General features: G+C 73.0%; 20 protein-coding genes. 9 read left to right on the top strand and 11 right to left on the bottom strand.

Annotated elements, in window-relative coordinates; all coding sequences use genetic code 11:
* Positions 1–7: 7 nt before the first annotated feature.
* The 3 genes from ABZ642_RS20150 to ABZ642_RS20140 form a co-directional block, all read right to left on the bottom strand.
* Positions 8–2236: an acetate--CoA ligase family protein gene (locus ABZ642_RS20150; RefSeq protein WP_360485464.1), complete on the bottom strand. Its 2229-nt coding sequence runs from the start codon at positions 2234–2236 to the stop codon at positions 8–10.
* 298 nt (positions 2237–2534) lie between these two features.
* Positions 2535–3692 carry an NAD(P)/FAD-dependent oxidoreductase gene (locus tag ABZ642_RS20145; RefSeq protein WP_360485461.1) on the bottom strand — a complete coding sequence of 386 codons (1158 nt, stop codon included), beginning with the start codon at positions 3690–3692 and terminating at the stop codon, positions 2535–2537.
* Positions 3693–4005: 313 nt separating this feature from the next.
* The gene (locus ABZ642_RS20140) at positions 4006–5622 is read right to left on the bottom strand and encodes a subtype B tannase (RefSeq protein ID WP_360485966.1); all 1617 of its coding nucleotides are present in this window, start codon (positions 5620–5622) and stop codon (positions 4006–4008) included.
* A gap of 213 nt (positions 5623–5835) precedes the next feature.
* Here ABZ642_RS20140 and ABZ642_RS20135 point away from each other — a divergent pair, with 213 nt between their 5' ends.
* The 3 genes from ABZ642_RS20135 (at position 5836) to ABZ642_RS20125 (ending at position 7958) form a co-directional block, all read left to right on the top strand.
* Positions 5836–6312 (top strand): OB-fold domain-containing protein, encoded by a 477-nt coding sequence (locus ABZ642_RS20135; protein WP_360485458.1) that lies wholly within the window; start codon positions 5836–5838, stop codon positions 6310–6312.
* Between the two features lie 64 nt (positions 6313–6376).
* Entirely contained in the window at positions 6377–6982 is a 606-nt protein-coding gene (locus tag ABZ642_RS20130; protein WP_360485455.1) for a GNAT family protein, read from the top strand.
* A gap of 40 nt (positions 6983–7022) precedes the next feature.
* Entirely contained in the window at positions 7023–7958 is a 936-nt protein-coding gene (locus ABZ642_RS20125) for a GNAT family N-acetyltransferase (RefSeq protein ID WP_360485452.1), read from the top strand.
* Between the two features lie 12 nt (positions 7959–7970).
* Here the strand turns inward: ABZ642_RS20125 and ABZ642_RS20120 are convergent, their stop codons facing one another.
* On the bottom strand, positions 7971–8642 hold the full coding sequence (locus ABZ642_RS20120; RefSeq protein WP_360485449.1) for a pyridoxal 5'-phosphate synthase: 672 nt from the start codon (positions 8640–8642) through the stop codon (positions 7971–7973).
* Between the two features lie 152 nt (positions 8643–8794).
* On the opposite strand from ABZ642_RS20120, the gene ABZ642_RS20115 reads away from it, so the two are divergent.
* Positions 8795–9262: a hypothetical protein gene (locus ABZ642_RS20115; protein ID WP_360485446.1), complete on the top strand. Its 468-nt coding sequence runs from the start codon at positions 8795–8797 to the stop codon at positions 9260–9262.
* Between the two features lie 8 nt (positions 9263–9270).
* Here ABZ642_RS20115 and ABZ642_RS20110 read toward each other — a convergent pair whose 3' ends face one another.
* The gene (locus ABZ642_RS20110) at positions 9271–10290 is read right to left on the bottom strand and encodes an expansin EXLX1 family cellulose-binding protein (protein WP_360485443.1); all 1020 of its coding nucleotides are present in this window, start codon (positions 10288–10290) and stop codon (positions 9271–9273) included.
* A gap of 145 nt (positions 10291–10435) precedes the next feature.
* The gene (locus ABZ642_RS20105; protein WP_360485441.1) at positions 10436–11605 is read right to left on the bottom strand and encodes an acetyl-CoA acetyltransferase; all 1170 of its coding nucleotides are present in this window, start codon (positions 11603–11605) and stop codon (positions 10436–10438) included.
* Between the two features lie 99 nt (positions 11606–11704).
* Between ABZ642_RS20105 and ABZ642_RS20100 the strand changes: the two genes are divergently transcribed.
* Positions 11705–12889, top strand: coding sequence for an acyl-CoA dehydrogenase family protein (locus ABZ642_RS20100; protein ID WP_360485438.1), 1185 nt, complete (start codon positions 11705–11707; stop codon positions 12887–12889).
* A complete protein-coding gene (locus tag ABZ642_RS20095) occupies positions 12886–13350 on the top strand; it encodes a nitroreductase family deazaflavin-dependent oxidoreductase (RefSeq protein WP_360485435.1) in 465 nt (154 codons plus the stop codon). The genes ABZ642_RS20100 and ABZ642_RS20095 overlap by 4 nt, the downstream gene beginning before the upstream one ends.
* 108 nt (positions 13351–13458) lie before the next feature.
* Here the strand turns inward: ABZ642_RS20095 and ABZ642_RS20090 are convergent, their stop codons facing one another.
* Positions 13459–14067 (bottom strand): LysE family translocator, encoded by a 609-nt coding sequence (locus ABZ642_RS20090; RefSeq protein WP_360485432.1) that lies wholly within the window; start codon positions 14065–14067, stop codon positions 13459–13461.
* A gap of 82 nt (positions 14068–14149) precedes the next feature.
* Here ABZ642_RS20090 and ABZ642_RS20085 point away from each other — a divergent pair, with 82 nt between their 5' ends.
* Positions 14150–14602 carry an Lrp/AsnC family transcriptional regulator gene (locus ABZ642_RS20085; RefSeq protein ID WP_351957098.1) on the top strand — a complete coding sequence of 151 codons (453 nt, stop codon included), beginning with the start codon at positions 14150–14152 and terminating at the stop codon, positions 14600–14602.
* A 63-nt stretch (positions 14603–14665) separates the two neighbouring features.
* On the opposite strand, the gene ABZ642_RS20080 is transcribed toward ABZ642_RS20085, so the two are convergent.
* Positions 14666–15313 (bottom strand): TetR family transcriptional regulator, encoded by a 648-nt coding sequence (locus ABZ642_RS20080; RefSeq protein ID WP_360485429.1) that lies wholly within the window; start codon positions 15311–15313, stop codon positions 14666–14668.
* A gap of 145 nt (positions 15314–15458) precedes the next feature.
* Between ABZ642_RS20080 and ABZ642_RS20075 the strand changes: the two genes are divergently transcribed.
* Entirely contained in the window at positions 15459–16181 is a 723-nt protein-coding gene (locus tag ABZ642_RS20075; protein WP_360485426.1) for a VOC family protein, read from the top strand.
* A 199-nt stretch (positions 16182–16380) separates the two neighbouring features.
* Positions 16381–18729: a serine/threonine-protein kinase gene (locus ABZ642_RS20070; RefSeq protein ID WP_360485423.1), complete on the top strand. Its 2349-nt coding sequence runs from the start codon at positions 16381–16383 to the stop codon at positions 18727–18729.
* 244 nt (positions 18730–18973) lie between these two features.
* Here ABZ642_RS20070 and ABZ642_RS20065 read toward each other — a convergent pair whose 3' ends face one another.
* Genes ABZ642_RS20065 through ABZ642_RS20055 form a run of 3 tightly spaced genes read right to left on the bottom strand, consistent with a single transcriptional unit; the run spans position 18974 to position 21313 of the window.
* Positions 18974–19747, bottom strand: a complete 774-nt coding sequence (locus ABZ642_RS20065; RefSeq protein WP_360485420.1) for an enoyl-CoA hydratase/isomerase family protein — start codon at positions 19745–19747, stop codon at positions 18974–18976.
* Positions 19744–20157 (bottom strand): OB-fold domain-containing protein, encoded by a 414-nt coding sequence (locus ABZ642_RS20060; RefSeq protein ID WP_360485417.1) that lies wholly within the window; start codon positions 20155–20157, stop codon positions 19744–19746. The genes ABZ642_RS20065 and ABZ642_RS20060 overlap by 4 nt, the downstream gene beginning before the upstream one ends.
* 1 nt (position 20158) lies before the next feature.
* The gene (locus tag ABZ642_RS20055; RefSeq protein ID WP_360485414.1) at positions 20159–21313 is read right to left on the bottom strand and encodes a lipid-transfer protein; all 1155 of its coding nucleotides are present in this window, start codon (positions 21311–21313) and stop codon (positions 20159–20161) included.
* Positions 21314–21380: the final 67 nt, after the last annotated feature.

Here is a 21380-nt window from a genome sequence, read left to right as displayed (position 1 = left end):
GTTCATTTCAGCGACACACCGCCAGCGCGTCCAGTGCCACCGCGCCCTGGCCCTCGGGCAGCACCATCAGCGGGTTGATGTCGAGCTCGGCGAGCTGGTCGCCGAGTTCCAGGGCCATCCGCTGGACCCGCAGGATCACCTCGACGAGCGCTTCGACGTCGGCCGGCGGCCGCCCCCGGACCCCGTCCAGCAGGGCCCGCCCGCGCAGTCCGGCGAGCATGTCCCGGGCCTGCTCCTCACCGAACGGCGGCACGCGTACGGCGGCGTCGTGCAGGACCTCGACCAGGACCCCGCCCAGCCCGACGGTCACCGTCGGCCCGAACAGGGCGTCGTGCGTGACCCCGACCACCATCTCCACGCCCCGCTCGACCATCTGGCAGACCAGCACCCCGTCGAGGGTGACGCCCTCGTAGCGGGCGATGTCGGTCAGCTCCCGGTAGGCGTCCCGGACCTGGCTGGCGGAGGTCAGCCCGACCTTCACCAGGCCCAGCTCGGTCTTGTGGGCGATCTGCGCGCCGGACGCCTTCATCACCACCGGGTATCCGACCAGCCCCGCCGCGCGCACGGCGGCGGCCGCGCTGGTCACCAGCTGCTCGCGCGGCACCCGTATGCCGTACGCGCGCAGCAGCTGCTTCGCCGCGTGCTCGCTCAGCTGCTGCCCCGGCTGCATCAGCGCGAGCGCCTTGCGGTACGAGGGCGAGGGCGTGCGCGGGGCCTCGTCGAAGGGGGAGTGGTAGGCGCGGACGAAGCGGTGGTGGTCGAGGTAGGCGCGGACGGCGGTGAGACAGTTGCCGGCCGTGCGGAAGGTGGCCACCCGGGAGGAGCCCAACAGGACCTCGCGGTAGGCGGGTTCGGTGCCGACCGGCGAGCCCCACACCACGCACACCAGCTTGTCGGTCGCCTCGGCCGCGTCGACCAGGTCCCGCACCAGCCGGTCGCTGAGCGGCGGGAAGGGGCCGGTGATCGGGCAGATCAGCACCCCGACCTCGGGGTCGGCGAGGATCGCGTCGATGATCTTCCGGCCGCGCCAGTCGCCCACCGGATGACCGCCGTTGTCGACCGGGTTGGCCACGCTCAGGTACTCCGGTATCCACTGGTGCAGCTCGGCCTGCCGTGCCTCGGACAGCACCGGCAGCTTCAGCCCCAGGCCGGAGGCCAGGTCGGCGACGTGCGCACCCGTGCCGCCCGAGATCGAGTAGACGACCACCCCGTCGGCGCGCGGCGCCCGCGCCCGCGCCAGCAGGGCGGCGGTGTCCTGGAGTTCGTCGAGGCCGTCGACGCGGATCACCCCGTACTGGCGCAGCGCCGCGTCGATCACGTCGTCCGCGCCGGTCAGCTTGCCGGTGTGGGAGGCCGCCGTGCGGGCGCCGGCCTCGGTGCGGCCGACCTTCACGGCGACCACCGGCACCTTACGGCGGGCCGCGCGGTCGGCGGCCAGCAGGAAGGCGCGGCCGTCCTTGAGGCCCTCGACATAGCAGGCGATGGCGCCGACCTCGGGGCGTTCGGCGAAGTAGGAGATGAAGTCGGCGGTCTCCAGGTCGGCCTCGTTGCCGGTGGGCGCCCAGTGCGAGAGGCGGATGCCGAGTTCCTGGGCGGCGAAGACGGGCCGGCCCTGGTGCCCCGACTGGGTGATCAGCGCGATCGCCGGTCCGTCCAGGTCGTCCCGGAACCGCTCGAAGGCGTTCAGGTTGGTGTTCGGGCCGAGCAGCCGCAGCCCGGAGCGGCGTACGGCGGCCGCGAGCCGGACCTGGGCCGCCGCTCCCTCCTCGCCGGTCTCGGCGAACCCGGAGGCGAAGGCGACGGCGAACTTCACCTTGGTCTCGGCCAGTTCCTCGATCACCGGAAGGGGGTCGGCGACCAGGAGTACGGCGAGGTCGACCTGCTCGGGCAGGTCGGCGACGGAAGAAGCGCAGGTGATGCCGAAGACCGACGGCCGGGTCGGATGCACCGGGTGCACCCGGGCCCCGACCCGCCGGGCCCAGTCGAGGATCTGCCGGGTGATACCGGTGTTGGGCCGTCCCTCGGTGTCCGAGGCGCCGATCACGGCGACGGACTCGGGCCGGAAGAACCTGTCCAGATCCGGTACGTCCGCGTACAGCGGCCGTCCGCTGACGTCCTGCTCGTCCGCGTCGGCCGTCCGGCCGTGGACGGCGGGCCCGGGTCGCTGCTCACCGCAGGCGAGGACCCGGGCCCGGCGGGAGTCGGTGGTGAGGGTGCCGTGGGTTGATCCAAGCATCGTTCCGCCCGCTCCTGTGTGACAGCACAATTAACTGACGCTGTGTCAGATTACTGAACTGACGCTGCGTCAGGAACTGGTCTGCACGCAAAGTTGAGGCCGAAAGGGCTCCTCGCCTCTCCCGTCACCGCCGGCCGGGGGCGGCCGCCACCCCCCTGTGGCACCCGCTCGCCCGGCCACACCGCAGCGCACCGCCGCGCGGGGAACCCCCATTGTCCCAGCGCCGCGGCGCGCGGGAGGCGGGAGATCCGGCCTTGTCCCCGAGGTGGACGGCGCAGGGCCTGTCCGGGGCGGCGGCCTATGCCGTCCGCTGTCGCTTGGCGACCGCCTTCGCGATCTTCTCCGCGTCGATGGCCATCTCCCGGAACATGCCGCTGATGGGGTTGGTGTAGCCGGTGAAGTAGAGGCCGGGGGCGTTCTTCGGGGCGCGGGGGCCGTGGGTGACCGGGTGGCCGCGGTCGTCGAGGACATCGAGGTGGCCGACCAGGTCCTCCAGGGCGCGCACGTATCCGGTCGCGGCGATCACCGTGTCGGGCGAGACGAGGGTGCCGTCGGCGAGGGTGACCTTGCCGTCCTCGAAGCCGGCCACGGCGGCCACGACCTCGACCCTGCCCTCCCGCACCGCGTCGACGAGACCGACGTCCAGGACCGGGATGGCGCCCTGCCCGACCCGGCTGTAGAGGCCGGTGTCGGGGCGGGGCAGGCCCTGGGCGGCCAGGTCGGGCACGCTGACCTTGGTCATCGTGCGGGCCAGCCGGTCGACGAGGGACACCGGGAGGCGCCGTACCAGGATCGAGTTGTACTGGGCGGCCCAGCCGGCGGTGGAGCGGCGCACGATGTGCGGGACCGTGCGGACGGCGAGCCGTACCCGGGAGGCGCCGCCCTCCACCAGGTCGACGGCGATCTCGGCGCCGGTGTTGCCGACGCCGACGACCAGTACGTCCTGGCCGGCGAAGGGTTCGGCGTTCCGGTACTCGCCGGCGTGCAGGAACCGGCCGCCGTAGGAGTCCAGGCCGGGCCAGTCGGGGATGCGCGGGGTGTGGTTGAAGCCGGTGGCGACCACCACCGCGGAGCCGGTCAGCTCCCGGCCGCCGGAGGCGTGCAGCAGCCAGCCGTCACCCTCGGGCGAGCGTTCCACCCGGGAGACATCGACACCGGTGACGATCTCCAGTTCGTGGTGCTCGGCGTACTTCTCCAGATAGCGCACCACGTCGTCGCGGGAGACCCAGCGGCCGAAGCGGCGCGGCACGGGCAGCCCGGGCAGCGCGGAGAGGCGGCGGGTGGTGTGCAGCCGGAGACGGTCGTAGTGCCGGCGCCAGGACGCGCCGACATCGTCGGACTTCTCCAGGACGACGGCGCGGACGCCCCGGGCTCGCAGCGCGTACGCGGCGGCGAGCCCTCCGGGGCCTGCGCCGATGACGTAGACGGGCGAAACGGTGGGGGGAAACACGGCCATGGGCGGGAGCGTAATCATGCGTCAGGTTGATGGGTCTCGGTCAAGACCGGAATTGGTTGCGGATTGATCACACCCGTAGGGGAAGTGGGTGGAACTTGTGACGTAGCCCACTTCATCTGAACGGAAACGAAAGAGAAGGGGCGCGAAAAGGCCCGCGCCGTCGGGCTCCGGTGCGCGGGAGCCCGACGGCGCGGGTGGGCGGTGTCCTTGGACAGACGGGAAAGAACACCGCGTTCGGGGAGGCTATCGCGGCCGCGAGGGACCTATCTCGATTGTGAGAGGTTCTTACTTCCGCGGTGGTTTTTCAGCCCCGCTAGCCCTTCTTGGCGTTGCTGTTTCCCTTGCCCTTGCTGAAACCCGTCACCTCGGCGATCCAGGTGATGAAGTCGCCCGGGTCGGTGTTGGCGCCATGGCCTTGGTCCCAGTAGTAGAGGTGGTTCACGTCGTCGCCGAGATTGTCCAGGCGGGCCGCCAGGTTCGCGGAGATGACGTGCGAGGTGTCGGTGTCATTGGTGCCGAGACGGATCCACCAGTGCTTCGAGCGCCTCTCGTTGACCTTTTCCACCAGGTGGAACATCGGGTTCATCAGGTTCAGCTTCTCGGGGACGTCGCTCGCGACCCGCTTGGTGCTGAGACCGGTGGAGTCATTCTTCGCGCCGTACGCCGTGAAGTGACGGCTTTCGGTCGTACCCGCTCCGAACTCATTGTTTTCGCCGGCCGACAGGTCGAAGGCGTCGAAGGCGGGGGTGGTCTTCTTGCGGGCGCCGACGTGCGTGAGGTAGCCGTCCCAGTCGAAGGTGGCCCTGCCGCCGGACCAGGTGATGAAGGTGTTGGCGGCCAGATAGGTCTCGCGGTCCGAGTCCGACAGGGCGGCGAGGTAGGTGGTGGCGGACGGCTCCAGGTACTGCTTGAGCAGGTACTCGTCGTAGTTGCGGGCGGTCAGCGGGCCGAAGCGGTCCAGACCGCGCAGCTTGAGGGCCGCCTGGTACTCGGCGAACTGGGACTGCAGTGCCTTCGAGACCGTCTGGTCGACGACCTTGCCGGTGGACTGGGTGGCGTTGGAGCCCCAGTTCCACTCGTAGGCGCCGTCGGCGTGCTCCAGGTCGGTGATCGGGCACCAGGCGGCGGTCGCGAAGATCGCGTCCGAGGCGTCGGCCGCGCCGATCTCCTTCAGGTACTTGTCGTAGATCGGGCTGTCGCCGGACGCGCCGAGCAGCGAGGACAGGGCGCCGCCGGCACTGGTGCCGGCCGACACGATCCGGTCGACGTCGCCGGGGACGAGGCCGCGGTTCGCCTTCACGTACCGGACGGCCGCCTTGAGGTCGACGATCGCGGCGGGAGCCGTCCCGTAGTACTCGCCGGCGGAGTTCTTGAGGGTACGGCCGCGGGCGCCGGGCTCCACGACGACGTAACCGGCGAGCAGCGCCAGCAGCTGGTTGGAGGCGGTGGCGCCGCCGGTGGCGTTGGTGTTGCCGTTCGCGTTGGAGGTGGTGGAGGCCGACGCGCTGGGCGCGGCACCGCCGGTGGGGGCGCCGCTCGGGGCGCCGCCGCCGGCGCTCATGCCGCCGGCGCCGACACCGGTGGCGTCCGCCACGGAGGAGGGCAGGTACCCGCCGACGGAGTTGGCGAACAGGATCGGCGCGTTCGTCGGGTCGACCGTCTCGCCGTCGATCTCGACCGGGGCGCTGACGACGAGCGACTGGTAGGTCTCGTCCACCGGGTTGGCGACATAGGTGATCGCCTTCCAGAAGTGGTAGGTCACCGAGTGGTCGTCGCCGTCCGTGTCCGTGACGGTCGTCGTCAGCTTCGTGTACGCGTCCGGGTCGAACTTCAGGGAGCCTGAGGAGCCCGACGAGGAGTCGCTCGACGCCTGTGCGCTGAGGGCGATGCCGCCGACTGCCGCGACACCGGCCGTGGCGCCGATGCCCATGACCACGGTCCTGCGCTTCACTGCCCTGTGCTTCACCTTGCTGCCTCTCGTGTGCCGGCTCCTTGACCTTGCGGATGCGAACGTAATTCGACGCCGACAAAATCGTCAACAATCTGCCGGGATTCATGGCGGACCCACAGCGCCATGGGAATCGCACAGCTTTTGCCCAGCGCGCTCTGGGCTCCCGCAGTCATCTGACATAACGTCAGATTCATGGATGCGACGAGTGCGACGAGTGCGACGAGTGCGACGAGTGCGCCGACTGCGCCGACCGAGACGACCGCCGACCGGGCCCGCCCGGCCGCCCGGCGGTACGACCTCCCCGAACCGGACGCCTTCACCCGCCCCTATTGGGAGGCGGCGGCCGAGGGCCGGCTCCTGCTCCGCCGCTGCCGCTCCTGCGGCCGGGCCCACCACTACCCCCGGGAGTTCTGCCCGCACTGCTGGAGCGAGGACGTCACCTGGGAGCCCGCGACCGGCCGCGCGGTCCTCTACACCTGGTCCGTCGTGCACCGCAACGACCTCCCGCCCTTCGGCGACCGCGTCCCCTACGTCGCCGCCGTGGTCGACCTGGCAGAGGGCCCGCGCATGATGACCGAGCTGGTGGACACGCCCGACCCGCGCGCCGGACTGGAGCTGGCGGTCGCCTTCCGGGCGGGCGTGCCGGTGTTCCGCGCCGCGACACGCTGAAACGGCGGCACACCGCACGGGTGGGGGCTGGGCCACCACCCGGCACAGAGGCTTCAATGACCCCATGGCCCAGATCGACGAACAGCCCGCCGCCCGCCGCCCCGACATCCCCCCGCACGGTCACGACCTGCGTCTCGACCACTGGAACCCGGACTCGCCGGCCCACACCGAGGCCTGGCTGCGCGGCCGTACCGACCTGGACTTCCTGCGCTGGAACACCCCCCTCCAGCCGGACATCGACCTCGCCGGGGCCCGTGCCGCCCTGCTGAGGCAGCGGGAGCAGGCGGCCGGCGGCGGCTGCGTGCCGTTCCGGATCGCGGACGCGCGGAGCGGTACGACCCTCGGACACATCGGCATCAACATGATCGACCGGGTGTCCCGCTCGGCCCGGGTCGGCTACTGGGTGCTTCCCGAGGCACGGGGCCGCCGGGTCGCCACCCACGCCCTGGCCCTGGCCGCCCGCTGGACCTTCACCGAACTGGGCCTCTACCGCCTGGAACTGGGGCACGCCCTCGGCCACGAGGCGTCCTGCCGGATAGCGCAGACGTGCGGCTTCCCCTACGAGGGGACCCTGCGGGGCGCGATGTTCGAGGCGGGCAGGCCGCACGCGTTCCGGGACGCCCACCTGCACGCCCGCCTCGCCTCGGACCCGGAGCCGTCCCTGGATTAATTCACGTGCGGGGTGCGGCGGCCGACCGCGACCATCGAGCATGGCCCCCGAGACACCCGCATCCGAAGCGTCCCTCGCGTCCGAAGCCTCCCCCGCGTCCGAAGCGCCCGGTGCGTCCGACTGGCACTTCACCTCCGACGTGGACGAATTCCTCGCCCACGCCGAGGACTTCCTCGCCTCCCGCCCGGACCTGCACACCGTCCATCTGACGGTGACCCAGCAGCTGCGGGGCAGCGGCCCGTCGGCGTACGGCGAACGGTCCCCGTTCCTCGGCTTCCTGACCCGCGGCGACGGCAGCGTGGGCGCGGCGCTGCTGCACACCCCGCCGTACGCCCTGCGCACCACCCGTCTCACGGCCGGGGAGTGCGAGGCGCTGGCCTCCCGGCTCCTCGCCCTCGGCCACCCGGTCACCGGATTCGGCGCCGAACGCGCCACGGCGGAGGCGTTCGTGGCGGCCTGGGAACGGCGGACCGGGACGCCCGGGAAGCTCCAGGATCTCGAACGGCTCTACCGGCTGGACGAGTTGATGGTTCCCACCCCGGTGCCGGAGGGCCGGGCGAGGGTGGCCGGGCCGTCGGACCGGGAGCTGCTGATCCGCTGGTTCGGCGGCTTCGTCGCCGACGCGGGCCTGCCGGGCGGCCGGGACGCCGGGGACTGGGCCGACTTCCGGCTCTCCTACGGAGGCATCACGCTCTGGGAGACCCCCGACGGCACCCCGGTGTCCATGGCCGGTGTGACCCCGACGGTCGCCGGGCAGGCCCGGATCGCGCCCGTCTACACCCCGCGCGAGCTGCGCGGCCGCGGCTACGCCGGCGCGGTGACGGCGGAGGTCAGCCGGGCGGCCCTGACCCGGGGAGTCGGCGAGGTGCTCCTCTTCACCGACCTGGCGAACCCGACGAGCAACGCGCTCTACCAGCGCATCGGCTACCGGCAGGTGGCCGACTGGGCGGTGTACGGCTTCGGGGAGCGGGCGTAGCGGGCCGGGCGCCTACGGCCACAGCAGTTGCCTGCGCCAAGTCCCGTCCTCCTCCTCGACGTAGCGGAGCCGGACGTGCCGCCGTTCCGGGTCGCCCTGGAAGAACTCGGCCTCCTCCGGGCGCAGTCGGTAGAGGGTCCAGGTGGGGGAGGGGGCGGCCGGGTCGGCGCGGGCCCGTTCCCAGGCGGCCTCCGACTCCTCGCGCAGCTCCTCCAGCGAGGACAGGATGCCGCTCTGCCTGCCGGTGAGCGCCGCCGCCAGGGCGCCCGTCGAGCGGGCGTGCAGGTCCGCCTGACCCTCCTCCGACGGGGCCGCGGTGACCGGCCCGCGGAGCCGGACCTGACGGCCCAGCACCGGCCAGTAGAAGGCCAGCGCCGCGTACGGGCGGGCGTCCAGCTGATGCCCCTTGCGGCTGATCAGGTGTGACGCGAAGGACCAGCCGTCCGCGTCCGCGCCGTGCAGCATCACGATCCGTACGTCCGCCCGACCCTCCTCGTCCGCCGTCGCCAGCGACATGGTGTGCGGCTCCGGCTGCCCGGCCGCCACCGCCTCCGCGAACCACGTCGTGAAGAGGGGGAGCGGGGCGTCGGGTGCCGACGCCGGGTCGAACGGCCGTAGCTGCGTGGTCTCGGGGGACCAGACCCGGAGCGACTTCAGGAGCGTGTGAAGATCCGTTGCTGCCATGTGCCGAGTATCACTCGGGGACCCCGGACAGCCGCACCAGCAGGACGTCGTACGGCGGCCCGGCGTGCCCGGAGGTGCTGAGGTGCCGGACTTCCGGGCACAACCGAGCAAATCCCTGCGAACACCTGTGCCCCGGCCCCACACTGTCCGGCATGAGGGGACCCAGGACCGTGCGAGTGGCCGTACGCCACGTACTCGGCGACGCCGGACGGCCCAGGGCGCGGACCGCCACCTGGGCCGCGCGTGACTTCCGGCTGGTCCGGCCGGCCGCGGGCCGGGACCGCGTCGAGCTGGAGTGCCCGGTCTGCTCGGCCGCGCTCCTCGCCGAGGTCCGCGACCACGCCCGTACCCGGCGCGTCCGCCTGACCTGGGGCGCGGTCTCCCTGGTGGCCCTGGCCCTGTTCGCCGTCTCGCTGGCCTGCGCCGTCCACGAGGGCGGCCGGAGCCTTCCGGCCGGGCAGTCGCCGCCGCTGCTCCTCCCGGTCAGCGTGGCCGCGGCCGTCGTGACCCTGATCGTCACGCCCGCCGCCTGGGCGATCGCCCGCAACCACGTGGGCGTCGCCCTCGTCGACGCCCCCGGTCCGCGCCGCGGCCACCGCATCGTGCCGGTGCGCGGCTGAGGCACCCCTCAGTGCCGGGCGAACTGGACGCCGGTCCGCTGGACCGTGTCCGGGCGTACGGGGAGCGCGGGCACGGTGAGCTGTTCCCCGTAGATGTCGGTGAGACGGAGCTCGCCGCCGCAGCCGGTGCCCTGTTCGGAGAGGAAGTAGTTGTACCCGGTGCGGGTCAGTGCCAGCCAGCCGCCGCCGGTGCGGACCTCCAGGCGGGCCAGCGGGTTGCGGTGGCCGATCGCCTGGATGCCGCACCAGTACTGGGTGGAGCCGGTCTTGTAGCGGATCGACACCGTGTCCGAGGTGGCCGGGCTCAGCAGGGTCCAGGTGATCGCGATCCGGCCCGCCGAGAGCGGCGCGAGCTTCGCGAACGCCTGGCGGCTGAGGTCGAGTTGGCCCACTGCGCAGGGCGCCGGGCACTCGTTGGTGATGCGTACGGTGAGGGACGTGCCGCTCGCCGTGCGGACCGAGACGTACGCCCCGCACGCCTTCGCCGTCTCGTAGTCCGCGGTGTTCATCGCCGCGGTCATGACGTCGTCGGTCGGGCCGTACGAGCAGGCGCCGTCGCCGTTGCCGACGTCGTAGGAGGTGGCGACCCCCTGGTAGGAGGCGCCGGGGCGGATCCGGCCGGCCGCGGGGGCCGTGGTGGTGGACGGGGTGCGGGCGGTGCCGGCCGCCGTGCGCCGGGCCGGGGTGGCCGACGGAGCCGCGGACGCCGTCGGCGTGGCCCGGGCGCCCGCGGTGGGCTTCGACGACGCGGAGGACCTCTTCGAGGGCGTCGACGAGGCCGTCCCCCTCGCCGCCGCACCTCCCTCGGCCTGCGGCGAGGAGGACGACGAGGCCGAGGCCGCGGACACCGCCCGGTCAGCGGTCCCCTGCCCGGCGCCGGCCGCGTCACCGGGACGGAAGGCCACGACCAGGGTCACGACCAGGGCGACGGCGGCCACGGCGGCCACCGCGAGCAGGGGGCCGCGGACCGGGCGCCACTCGAAGTTCTGGTCCGGACGCGGGCGTCTGCGATGTGAGGAGGAGGCCACGGAGCGATCCTTACGCGGTTCGGCGGTGCACGTCCTTCGAACGTCTGCTGCTGAACGTCGAAGCTTCCGGTACGCAGTCGCCGCTGGGGCCCGGAAGGTTGCCGCGGTCCGAAAGGACGCCGCTGTCCTCCCTCGCCCCCGGACGTCACCCCCGCCCCAGCACCACCGTTCCCGAGGAGCAGAACCAGCCTCCCGTCCCCGACGCCACCGCCAGCTCCGGCAGCTCCCCGGCCGCGCGGCGCACCTGCCGGGCACCGGCCTCGCCGCGCAGCTGCCGTACCGCCTCCACCAGCAGGAACAGCCCTCGCATGCCGGGGTGTTGGGCCGACAGTCCGCCGCCGTCCGTGTTCACCGGAAGCTCGCCGCCCTCGACCCGCAGCCGCCCCTTCTCCACGAACGCCCCGCCCTCGCCCTTCGCGCAGAAGCCCAGGTCCTCCAGGGTCACCAGCGTCATGTAGGTGAAGGCGTCGTAGATCTCCGCGAAGTCCACCTCCGAGGGCCGGACGCCCGCCCGCCGGAAGGCCAGTTCGCCGCTGACGGCCGCCGGGGACACCGTGAAGTCCGCCCACTCCGACATGGTCGCGTGCGAGACGCACTCGCCCGTGCCCAGCACCCAGACCGGCGCGGTACGGCAGTCCCGTACGTACTCCTCGGCCGCCAGCAGCACCGCCGCGCCGCCGTCGGAGCGGATGCAGCAGTGCAGCTTGGTGAAGGGGTCGGCGATCATGGGGCCGGACAGGACCTCGTCGACCGTGACCGGGGTGCGGAACATCGCCTCCGGGTTGAGTGCCGCGTTCGCCCGCGCCTGGACCGCCACCTGCGCCAACTGCTCGATCGTCGTGCCGTGTTCGATCATGTGCCGGCGGGCCGCCATCGCGTACTTGGCGATGAGCGTGTGGCCGTAGGGGACCTCGAACTGGAGCGGGCCCCCGGCGCCGAAGGAGAGGTTGCCGGTCCTGCGGCCCGCCTTGATGTCGGCGCGGGCCGTCGAGCCGTAGACCAGCAGGACCGCGTTGGCGTGGCCGGCCGCGATCGCGTCCGCCGCGTGCGCCGCCATGACCTCCCAGGTGGCGCCGCCGACCGAGGTGGAGTCGGCCCAGGTGGGGCGCAGGCCCAGGTACTCGGCCACCTCCACCGGGGCCAAGGTGCCGAGCCCCGCGGAGGCGAAGCCGTCGACCACCTCCCGGCCGAGGCCCGCGTCGACGAGCGCGCGGCGGGCCGCCTGGGCGTGCAGGGCGTAGGCGGTGGCGTCGTCCACGCGACCGCAGTCGGACAGGGCCACGCCGACCACGGCGACCTTGCGGAGTCCGGTCATGAATCTGACGGTACATCAGATCCGCTCGACTCCGCCCCTGTGCATCTGCATCCAGTACCCCTAGCATGACGGGCTGTCAGATCGTCAGGAGGTCCGGCCATGGACGCCCGCTTCACCGACGAGCAGGACGAGATCCGGCGCGCCCTGCGTGAACTGCTCCACAAGCGCTGCGGGACGGAGGACGTACGGACCGCCGTCGACCGGCCGCAGGGGCACGACCCCGCCCTGTGGACCGCCCTCGGCGAACAACTCGGCCTGCCCGGACTCGCCCTGCCCGAGGCGTACGGCGGCGCCGGCTGCTCCGTCACGGAAGTCGCCCTCGCGGCGGAGGAGCTGGGCCGCGCCCTCGCCCCCTCCCCGTTCCTCGCCACCGCCGTCCTCGCCGCCCCGCTGCTGCTCGCCCTCGGCACCGACGCCCAACGCGCCGAGCTGCTCCCGGGGATCGCCGACGGCCGGCTCACCGCCGCCCTCGCCGTCCCCGGCGCCCATCTGGGCACCGCCCTCGCGCTCACCGGACCCGGCGGCGGCGACTGGGCCGGCGGCGGACGGGCCGGCGGTGTCCAGGCGCGGTACCGGGGGAACCGGTGGCAGCTGTACGGGGAGGCCGACCAGGTGCTGGACGGACACAGTGCCGGACTGCTGCTGGTCCCGGCACACGCCGGCGGGTACGCCCGCTCGCGCGTCCTGCTCTTCCTGGTGTCGGGGGACGCCGACGGCGTCGTACGGACCCGGCGCACCACCCTCGACCCGACCCGCCCCCAGGCCAGGGTCCAGCTGCGCCAGGTGGCCGCGGAACCGCTGGGCGACGAGGACACCGACGTCCGGCCCGCCCTCGCCGCCCACGGCGACTTCGTGGCCGCCGTGCTCGCGAGCGAGGCGGTGGGGGCCGCGGACCGGGCGCTGGAGCGGACCGTGGAGTACGTCCGGCAGCGGGAGCAGTTCGGGCGGGCGATCGGGTCGTTCCAGGCCGTCAAGCACCGGCTGGCCGATGTGCACGTGGCGGTGCGGGCGGCCCGGTCGGCGGCCTACTACGCGGCCTGGGCGACGGCCCACGGGGAGCCGGCGGGCCAACTGGCCCTCGCCCAGGCGCTGGAGGCGCTGCGGACGGCCGCCGCGGAGGGGATCCAGCTGCACGGCGGGATCGGCTTCACCTGGGAGCACGAGGCGCACCTGTCCTTCAAACGGGCCGCCGGGGACGAGCTGCTCTTCGGGCCCGTGCACCGGCTGCGCGCGCGGGCCGCCGACGCGGCGGGGCTGTTCGGGGGACGGGGGGTGGCGGTGTGATCGGCGAACGCCTGGTGCGGAGGGCGGCGGCCAGCCGGGGGTTCCTGAAGGTCGCCCCGTATGTGGTCCCGGCCCTGGACCGGACCGTGCACCGGCTCAGCGGGGGCCGGGTACTGCTCAGCGCGCGGATGCTGCCGGGGGCGATCCTGACGTCCACCGGCGCGCGCAGCGGGCTGCCCCGGCGTACGCCGCTCGCGTGCATGCCCCAGGAGGACGGCTGGCTGCTCGTCGGCTCCAACTACGGCCGGACCGACCACCCCGCCTGGACCTACAACCTCCTCAAGCACCCCGACGTCGAGATCAGCTGGAAGGGCCGGGACGTACCGGTCACCGCCCGGCTGCTGACCGGAGCGGAACGGGCCGCCGCCTGGCGGCAACTCCTGGAGTTCTGGCCGCCGTACGCGACCTACCAGGAGCGGGTGGACAGGGAGCTACGGGTTTTCCGGCTCACCCCGTCGTAGCGGGCGCCGCGAGGCCGGCCAGGGCATGGCTCTCACGGCGGGTGCCGGACGGGATCGCCGGGGGGGCCTCTCACGGCGGGTGCCGTGTGGGATCGCCGGGAGCGGCTCTCACAGCGCGTGCTGTGCCAGCAGCAGGGCGCCGATGCCCAGCATCGCCGCCCCCGAGGTGCGGGTGACCGCCCGGGCCGCCCGCGGACGGGCCGACAGCAGGCGGCCGGCCAGGGTGCCGACGGCTAGGTAGACGGCGGCGCAGGCCGCCATGTGGAGGGCGCCGAGCACGGCCGTCTGGACGGCCACGGGGGCGTGTTCGCCCTTCGTCACCAGGAACTGGGGAAGCACCGAGAGGTAGAGCAGCAGGCCCTTGGGGTTGAGGCCGCTGATCGCCGCACCCCGCCAGAAGCTCAGCCCGGCCGTCGCCTCCTCCTTCTCCACCGGTACCGCCGGGCGCCGCAGCACGCTCCACCCCAGCCACACCAGGTACCCGGCTCCGGCCACCGTCAGCGCGGTGAGCAGCGTGGGCGAGCCCGCCACCAGCACCGCCAGCCCCGCGACCGCGAGCGCCGTGTGCAGCGCGTACCCGGCGACCAGGCCCGCCACCGCGCGCGGTACCGAGCGACCGCGCACCCCGGCGGCGATCACGAACGCCCAGTCGGCGCCCGGCACGCACACCAGCAGCAGGTCCACGGCGAGAAAGGAAATGAGGGGTCCGGTGTCCATGGCAGGGACATTAGGCGCGAACAGCCCGAAAGTGTTGTCGAAATTTGCTCGATACCAGCTGTTCCGGGGGAGAATCTTCCCCATGGACGACGTGGACCGGAAAATTCTTGCCGAGCTTCAGCAGGACGGGCGGCTGACCGTGACCGAGCTGGCCGGGCGGGTGCGGCTGAGTGTCTCGCCGTGCCACCGGCGGTTGCGCGAGCTGGAGCGGGCGGGGGCGATCAGCGGGTACCGGGCGGTGGTGGATCCGGCCGCCGTGGGGCTGACCTTCGAGGCGCTGGTCTTCGTGTCCATGCGGCAGGAGGACCGGGACACGGTCGCCGACTTCGAGCGGGCGCTCGCGGAGATCCCTCATGTGCTGGACGCGCAGCGGCTGTTCGGCGAGCCCGACTACCTGCTGCGGGTGGCCACCGCCGACCTCGCCGCCTTCCAGCGGCTCTACGACGAACGGCTCGCGACCCTCCCGGGCGTGCAGCGTCTCACCTCGACCCTGGTGATGAAGCACGTGGTCCGGGACCGGCCCCTCCCGGCATAGCGCGACAGGCGGTGGCCCACCTCCGGTGAACCACCGCCTGCCAGACAGGAACCAGGGCGCGGATTACTTCGTGGGCTTCTTACCGGTCACGCCCAGATGCACCAACAGGGCGAGGTTCGGCTTGAGTTCGGCCTGCTTCACGCCCCAGGACTGGAAGCCCTTCTGGTGCGAGGCGACCGCCGCGAGCATCGCGACCAGCGAACCGGCCACGGCCGCCGGGTTCACGTCCTTGTCGACCTTGCCCTTGGACTGCAACTCCGCGATGGAGTCGGTCAGGGAGTTGTTCACCGAGTTCAGGATCTTCATACGGATCTTGTAGAACCGTTTGTCCCCTTCGGCCGCGCCGAGGTCGACCACGCGCAGGATCGCGTCGTTCTTGCGCCAGAACTCCAGGAAACCGTCCACGAGTTCCTGCGCGGTCGCCCAGCCGGCCTTGCCGACCCAGGAGCGCCCCGCCAGCAGCTCGGTCAACTGGCCGCCCTCGGTGGCCATTTGCTCGGCGATCTCCAGGACGGCGCCCTCGACGTCCGGGAAGTACTGGTAGAAGGTCGCGGGCGAAGTACCCGCCTTCCGGGCGACATCGATGACCTTGACGTCCCGGTAAGGGGAGGAGCTGAGCATCTCGCTTAGGCAGTCGAGCAGCTTCTGCCGGGTCGCCTGCCCACGCCGACCGGCCACGCGGCCGTCGACGGTACGCACTTGTCCTGTCATGCCGTCAGCTTACCGAGGGGTGATCGGAGCGCGATTCGGCCGACTGCAAATGGGGTGCACGGGTGTATGGGGGGTGCGTGGGGGGTGCCACCCCAGGTGGTGCGGCTGGTCTGCGAGGTGCGGGCCGGGCGGTTACTTTGACGACATGGCCGAAAACAGGGCATCCGGATACACAGAGGGCGTTCCGTGCTGGGTGGACGTGCAGCTTCCCGACGTCGAGGCGGGCAAGCGGTTCTACGGCGGGCTCTTCGGATGGACCTTCGAGGACGCCGGACCGGGAGCCGTGTGGGCCCGGCTGGACGGCGCGGCCGTCGCCAGGCTGGCGCGGAAGCGGGACGGCCGGATGCCCACCGTCTGGACGGTGTACTTCGCGACCCCGGACGCCCGGAACCTCGCCCGGCGGATCGTGGCCGCCGGCGGCCAGATCGTGAACGACCCGGTCCCCGTCCGTGACCTCGGCACCGCCGCCCTGGTCGCCGACCCCCAGGGTGCCGTCTTCGGCCTCTGGCAGGCGGCGAGCCACCCCGGCTTCGGTGTCCGGCACGCCCCTGGCACCTTCGTCTGGGCGCAGCTCTACACCAGCGACACCGACGCGGCCAACGCCTTCTACGGCCACCTCTTCGCCGACGCCCTGTTCGGTGCCGACGTCGCCCCGGACTTCGGCCGTGCCCCGCTCTCCGACGTCTTCTATGCCGGGATGCCCCCGCAGTTCGTCGTCCACTTCCGCACCGGGGACGTGGCGGCCGCGGTCGGGGCCGTGCGGCAGCTGGGCGGCCGGGTCCAGGCACCGCCCTTCGACACGTCGTACGGAAAAGTGGCCGTCGTGACCGACAATCAGGGGGCGTCCTTCGCGCTGCTGCAACGCTGAGGCCGGAAACGGACGGCTCTCGGCGAAAAAATGTCTCACTTTGTCACGTGACACCCCGATTGGTCGCCGGGTTCGCAACCTGTGCCCGGGCCAGGAAGAATCGGGGTGCGTGCCGCCATGGCGGTGCGGTGGTGAGACGCTGCACGGGGTCGCGTACATATGTGGGTGGACGTGGCCCGTACGGGGAGGTGGCAGGCAAGTGGTGGATCAGCTGACGCAGCACGATCCGCGGCGGATCGGGCCGTTCGAGGTGCTGGGACGGCTGGGGGCCGGCGGCATGGGGCTGGTCTATCTCGCGCGCTCGGCGTCCGGCCGGCGCGTGGCGATCAAGACGGTCCGGACCGAGCTCGCCGAGGACCAGCTGTTCCGGGTCCGCTTCACCCGCGAGGTGGAGGCGGCCCGCGCGGTCTCCGGCTTCTACACGGCGGCCGTGGTCGACGCCGACCCGCGCGCGGCGGTGCCGTGGCTGGCGACCGCGTACGTTCCCGCGCCCTCCCTCGAGGAAATAGTGAACGACTGCGGGCCGCTCCCGGCCCAGGCGGTCCGCTGGCTCGCGGCGGGCGTCGCGGAGGCGCTCCAGTCCATCCACGGCGCCGGACTCGTGCACCGGGACCTGAAGCCGTCGAACGTCCTCGTCGTGGAGGACGGCCCCCGGGTCATCGACTTCGGTATCGCCTCCGGCGTCTCGAACACCCGTTTGACGATGACGAACGTCGCCGTCGGCACCCCCGCCTACATGTCCCCCGAGCAGGCCAAGGACTCCCGCAGCGTCACCGGCGCCAGTGACGTCTTCTCCCTCGGCTCCATGCTGGTCTTCGCCGCCACCGGCCACCCGCCCTTCCACGGCGCCAACCCGGTCGAGACCGTCTTCATGCTGCTGCGCGAGGGCCCGGACCTCGAAGGCCTCCCGGAGGAACTCCGCCCCCTCATCGAGTCCTGTATGCAGATGGAGGCCGTCGGGCGCCCCAACCCGGCCGACCTCCAGGCCCAGCTGGCCCCCCATCTCTTCGGCTCCGGCTCCGACGACAGCGGTACGGCGTCCGCGTGGCTGCCCGAGAAGGCGGTCGCGCTGATCGAGTCCCGCCGCGGCGGCCGCCCGGCCGTGAAACCCTCCGCCAACCCGTCCGGCGCCCGCAGCGGCGGCCGGCTCGCCGTCCCCCCGCCGCCCTCCTACGACCCCGTCGTCCCGGCCCCGGTCCCGGTCGGCGCCCCCGGTCCCGACGCCGGCCCGGTCCGGCTGGCCGGCGCCCCGGTGCCGATCGGCCCCGGCCCGCGGGTCGCCGACGCCCGCGCCGCCGCCGTCAAGGCGCCCCCGCCCGAGGCGGGCCTGGTGGCCAACTGGTCCCGGCCGCGCCCCGGCGTCAACGGCGCCGACCCCGCCGTACCGCCCGTGCCCGTCCAGCCCCCGGAGACCGCGTCCGGCTGGCGGCCCTGGCGGTTCCGGATGTCCAACGACGTCTGGGGCACCCCGGCCGTCGACGGCGACCTCGTCTACGTCACCTCCTTCGAGGTGCACGCCCTCGACGTCGCCACCGGCCGCCGCCGCTTCAAGACGAGGGACGTCGCCTGGTCCATGGCGGTGGCGGACGGCCGTATCCACGCCTCCGACGGCCCCACCCTGTTCGCGCTCGAAGCCCGCGAGGGCGGCGACCTGTGGCGGCTGTCCACCGACGCCTGGGTGTACGCCCTCAAGGCCGACCGCGGCACCCTCGTCACCGGCACCCGGGGCGGCGGCGTCCAGGCCTGGGAGGCCTCCAACGGGCAGAAACTCTGGGAACTGTCCGGCGCCCAGACCGACTTCGAGGCCCCCGAGTCCGGGCCCTCCCTGCACGAGGGCACGGTCTTCGTCTGGCAGGACGCCCGCCTGCGCGCGCTGGACGCCCGGACCGGCGACGAACGCTGGTCCTACCCCATCGGTGACGCGGCCTCCTGCGGCGGCGTCCCGGTCCGCCTCACCCACGCCCCCGACGGCTTCGTGTACGCCTCGGCGGGCAGCCGCGTCATCGCCCTCGACGCCGCGACGGGGCGGGTCCGCTGGCACTTCGAGGCGCCGGCGGTCTTCCTCTCCCCGCCCGCCTTCGTGCCCGGCCCCGCGGTCACCGGCGGCGGCGTCTACCTCGCCGACTACCTCGGGACCGTGTACGCCCTCGACGCCACCGACGGCCGCGACCGCTGGCGCATCGCGACGGAGGCCCGTGCGTCGATCGAGCCGGTGCTGGTGGCCGCCGGGCACGTGCACGTCGGCAGCGGCAAGGGGCTGTACACCCTGGACGCGGTCACCGGGACGCCCAAGTGGCGCTTCCAGGCGGGCGGCGACGTGGTGGGGGCACCGGCGGTGGCGGAGGGCCGGATCCACTTCGGCTCCACCGACCATCTCCTCTACACCCTGAAGGCCGACGACGGCCGGCTGCGCTGGAAGCTGGCGACCGGCGGGGAGATCACCGGGTCGCCGGTGGTGCGGGACGGGGTGGTGTACGCGTGCAGCAAGGACCGGTGCGTGTATGCCTTGGACGCCGAGAAGGGCACCGGTACGGCACGGACCGCGTGAGCGCCGTGGGGGTGGGTGCGGGGCGCAGGGCCGCTGCGGCGCCGTGGGGCGTTTCTCGCAGTTCCCCGCGCCCCTAATAGGCGCGCGATGCGCGACAGGCCACGATGCGCCCGCAGATGCCCGGCGGCGGTGCCCGGGACGGCCGTCGCACGGAAGGGGTGTGCACGGCGGCCGTCGCGCGGGGTGGGAGTCGGCTCCCACAGCGAACGCTACGCCCGACGGCCCACCGCCGCCACGCGGTGACTCAGCGGATACGGGGCGTGGTCCGGGCCCGGTTCCCGAACAGTTCGGCCTGCCGGTCGTCCGGCAGGTTCCCCAGCGCGATCAGGTGCGGCGCCTGCCCGTACCCCCGCTCCCGCGCCGCCTCCTTCGCCGCCCACAGCGCCCGCACGCTCCCCTGCACCCCTTCGGCCGGATACCCGGCGAGCACGGTCGCGCACCGCACGGCCGCCGCCAACGCCTCCCCCGGCGCGGTCACTTCGGACACCAGCCCCACCTCGTACGCCCGCCGGGCGGAGACGCGCTCGGCGTTGCCCATGAGGACCAGCCGGGCCACCTCCCCGTACGGCATGCGCTGCGCCATCAGCACCGACTCGTAGGCGCTGACCATGCCGTAGGAGGTGTGCGGGTCGAAGAAGGCGGCCGTCTCGTCGGCGATGACGAAGTCCGACTCCCCGAGGAGGTAGAAGGCGCCCCCGCAGGCCATTCCGGCCACGGCGGCGATCACCGGCTTCCACAGGTCGTTCGACTTCGGGCCGACGGCGATCAGCGGATCGTCCTGCATGTACGGCGAGGAGGGCTGCGGCACGACCGCGTCCCGGTCGAGCCCGGTGCTGAAGGCGCGGCCACCGGCCCCGGTGAGGACGACGGCCCGTACCGTGTCGTCGAAGCGCAACGCCCGCCAGGCGGCGGCGAGTTCGGCGGCGGTCTCCAGGTCGATGGCGTTGAGCTTCTCGGGGCGGTCCAGGGTGACGACGGCGACCCCGGTGTCCTTGTCCGTGTCGAGGCGCAGGCTCACGGCCGCTCCAGGACCCACTGCGGAAGACCGTCCGCGAACACCGCCTGAACCCGGGCGCCGATCCGGATCCGGTCGGGGGAGAAGGAGTCGAGCGGTGCCCCCGCCGCGCCGACCAGGTTTCCCACCAGGCGGATGCGCGGTGCGTCCGCCAGCTCCACGACCACGACGTTGTACGGGGCCTGGGCCGCGTACTCCGGGAGGAGCGGCGGGTGCGGGACGACGTACGACCAGATCCGCCCCCGGCCGCTCGTCGGCCGCCACTCGCTCGCGAAGGACTGGCAGTGCGGGCAGCACGGGCGGGGCGGGAAGCGGGGCTCGTGGCAGTCGGCGCAGGCCTGGACGCGGAGTTCGCCGCGTGCCGCGTACTCCCAGAAGGGGGCGCCGTCGGTGTCGATGGCCGGTCGCAGCATCTCAGCTCCGGTTGGTGAGGAGGAGGGCGGAGGTCGGCACGCCCTCGCCCGCGGTGACCAGGCAGGTGGCGGCGCCGGGGACCTGGGCGGTGCTGGTGCCGCGCAGCTGCTTGACGCCTTCGGTGATGAGGTTGAAGCCGTGGACGTAGGCCTCGCTGAGCCCGCCTCCGCCGGTGTTGACGGGCAGCCGCCCGCCGATCTCCAGCGCGCCGCCCTCGGTGAACGCCCCGCCCTCCCCACGCCCGCAGAAGCCGTACCCCTCCAGGGAGAGCGGGATCAGCGCGCTGAAGGCGTCGTAGATCTGGGCGACGTCGACGTCCTCCGGGGTGAAGTCGGCGTGCTTCCACAGGTGCCGGGCGGCGGTCCAGGCGGGCCCGGTGAGCGGGTCGTCGTTCCAGTAGTTGACCATGCCGTGGTGCTGGGCGGGGAGGCCCTGGGCGGCGGAGTGGACGTAGACGGGTCTGCGGGCGCAGTCGCGGGCGCGCTCCCTGCTGACCACCACGCACGCCAACGCCCCGTCGGTCTCCAGGCAGTTGTCGAAGAGGCAGAGCGGCTCGCTGATCCACCGGGAGGTCATGTACATCTCGCGGGTCAGGGGGCGGTCGTACATGACGGCGGCGGGGTTCTGGTTGGCGCGGTTGCGGCAGGCGAGGGCGACGTTGAAGAGGTGGTCGCGGGTGGCGCCGTACTCGTGCATGTAGCGGCGGGTGAGCATGGCTATCTCGTCGGCGGGCCGGAGCAGCCCGAAGGGCCGGGTCCACTGGGCCGGGGTGGGCAGCTGGACGGTGGTGTTGGTCCAGGGCCGGGGTCCGGAGCCGCGCTTCCGCGACCGCCAGGCGACGCCGACCGAGGCCTGCCCGGAGGCGATGGCCGCGGCGAGGTGGGCGACCGTGGCGCAGGAGCCCCCGCCCCCGTACCCCACCTTGCTGAAGAAGGTCAGGTCCCCGAACCCGACCGCCTTGGCCAGCTCCACCTCGTCGGTCTCCTCCATGGTGAAGGAGGCGAGGGCGTCGACCTCGCCGGGGGCGATCCCGGCGTCGTCGAGGGCGGCGAGGACGGCACGGCAGGCGAGGGTCCGCTCGTCCTCGTCGAGCCGCTTGGCGAAGGGGGTCTGTCCGATCCCGACGATGGCGGTGGCGTCCCGGATCCCGGCCATGTGCACACCTCCGCGCGCTGCTGAAGGGCTGCTGACAGTCCGTCAGGCTACAGCTAATCTGACGTAC

It is taken from the genome of Streptomyces sp. NPDC007157 (assembly GCF_040634235.1).
Lineage (GTDB): Bacteria > Actinomycetota > Actinomycetes > Streptomycetales > Streptomycetaceae > Streptomyces.
This window is presented reverse-complemented; position numbering and strand designations above follow the sequence as displayed.

Coding starts and splice junctions, on each gene's coding strand:
- ABZ642_RS20150 (WP_360485464.1), bottom strand. CDS start 2,236: ATGCTTGGATCAACCCACGGCACCCTCACCACCGACTCCCGCCGGGCC.
- ABZ642_RS20145 (WP_360485461.1), bottom strand. CDS start 3,692: ATGGCCGTGTTTCCCCCCACCGTTTCGCCCGTCTACGTCATCGGCGCA.
- ABZ642_RS20140 (WP_360485966.1), bottom strand. CDS start 5,622: ATGGGCATCGGCGCCACGGCCGGTGTCGCGGCAGTCGGCGGCATCGCC.
- ABZ642_RS20135 (WP_360485458.1), top strand. CDS start 5,836: ATGGATGCGACGAGTGCGACGAGTGCGACGAGTGCGACGAGTGCGCCG.
- ABZ642_RS20130 (WP_360485455.1), top strand. CDS start 6,377: ATGGCCCAGATCGACGAACAGCCCGCCGCCCGCCGCCCCGACATCCCC.
- ABZ642_RS20125 (WP_360485452.1), top strand. CDS start 7,023: ATGGCCCCCGAGACACCCGCATCCGAAGCGTCCCTCGCGTCCGAAGCC.
- ABZ642_RS20120 (WP_360485449.1), bottom strand. CDS start 8,642: ATGGCAGCAACGGATCTTCACACGCTCCTGAAGTCGCTCCGGGTCTGG.
- ABZ642_RS20115 (WP_360485446.1), top strand. CDS start 8,795: ATGAGGGGACCCAGGACCGTGCGAGTGGCCGTACGCCACGTACTCGGC.
- ABZ642_RS20105 (WP_360485441.1), bottom strand. CDS start 11,605: ATGACCGGACTCCGCAAGGTCGCCGTGGTCGGCGTGGCCCTGTCCGAC.
- ABZ642_RS20100 (WP_360485438.1), top strand. CDS start 11,705: ATGGACGCCCGCTTCACCGACGAGCAGGACGAGATCCGGCGCGCCCTG.
- ABZ642_RS20090 (WP_360485432.1), bottom strand. CDS start 14,067: ATGGACACCGGACCCCTCATTTCCTTTCTCGCCGTGGACCTGCTGCTG.
- ABZ642_RS20085 (WP_351957098.1), top strand. CDS start 14,150: ATGGACGACGTGGACCGGAAAATTCTTGCCGAGCTTCAGCAGGACGGG.
- ABZ642_RS20080 (WP_360485429.1), bottom strand. CDS start 15,313: ATGACAGGACAAGTGCGTACCGTCGACGGCCGCGTGGCCGGTCGGCGT.
- ABZ642_RS20075 (WP_360485426.1), top strand. CDS start 15,459: ATGGCCGAAAACAGGGCATCCGGATACACAGAGGGCGTTCCGTGCTGG.
- ABZ642_RS20060 (WP_360485417.1), bottom strand. CDS start 20,157: ATGCTGCGACCGGCCATCGACACCGACGGCGCCCCCTTCTGGGAGTAC.
- ABZ642_RS20055 (WP_360485414.1), bottom strand. CDS start 21,313: ATGGCCGGGATCCGGGACGCCACCGCCATCGTCGGGATCGGACAGACC.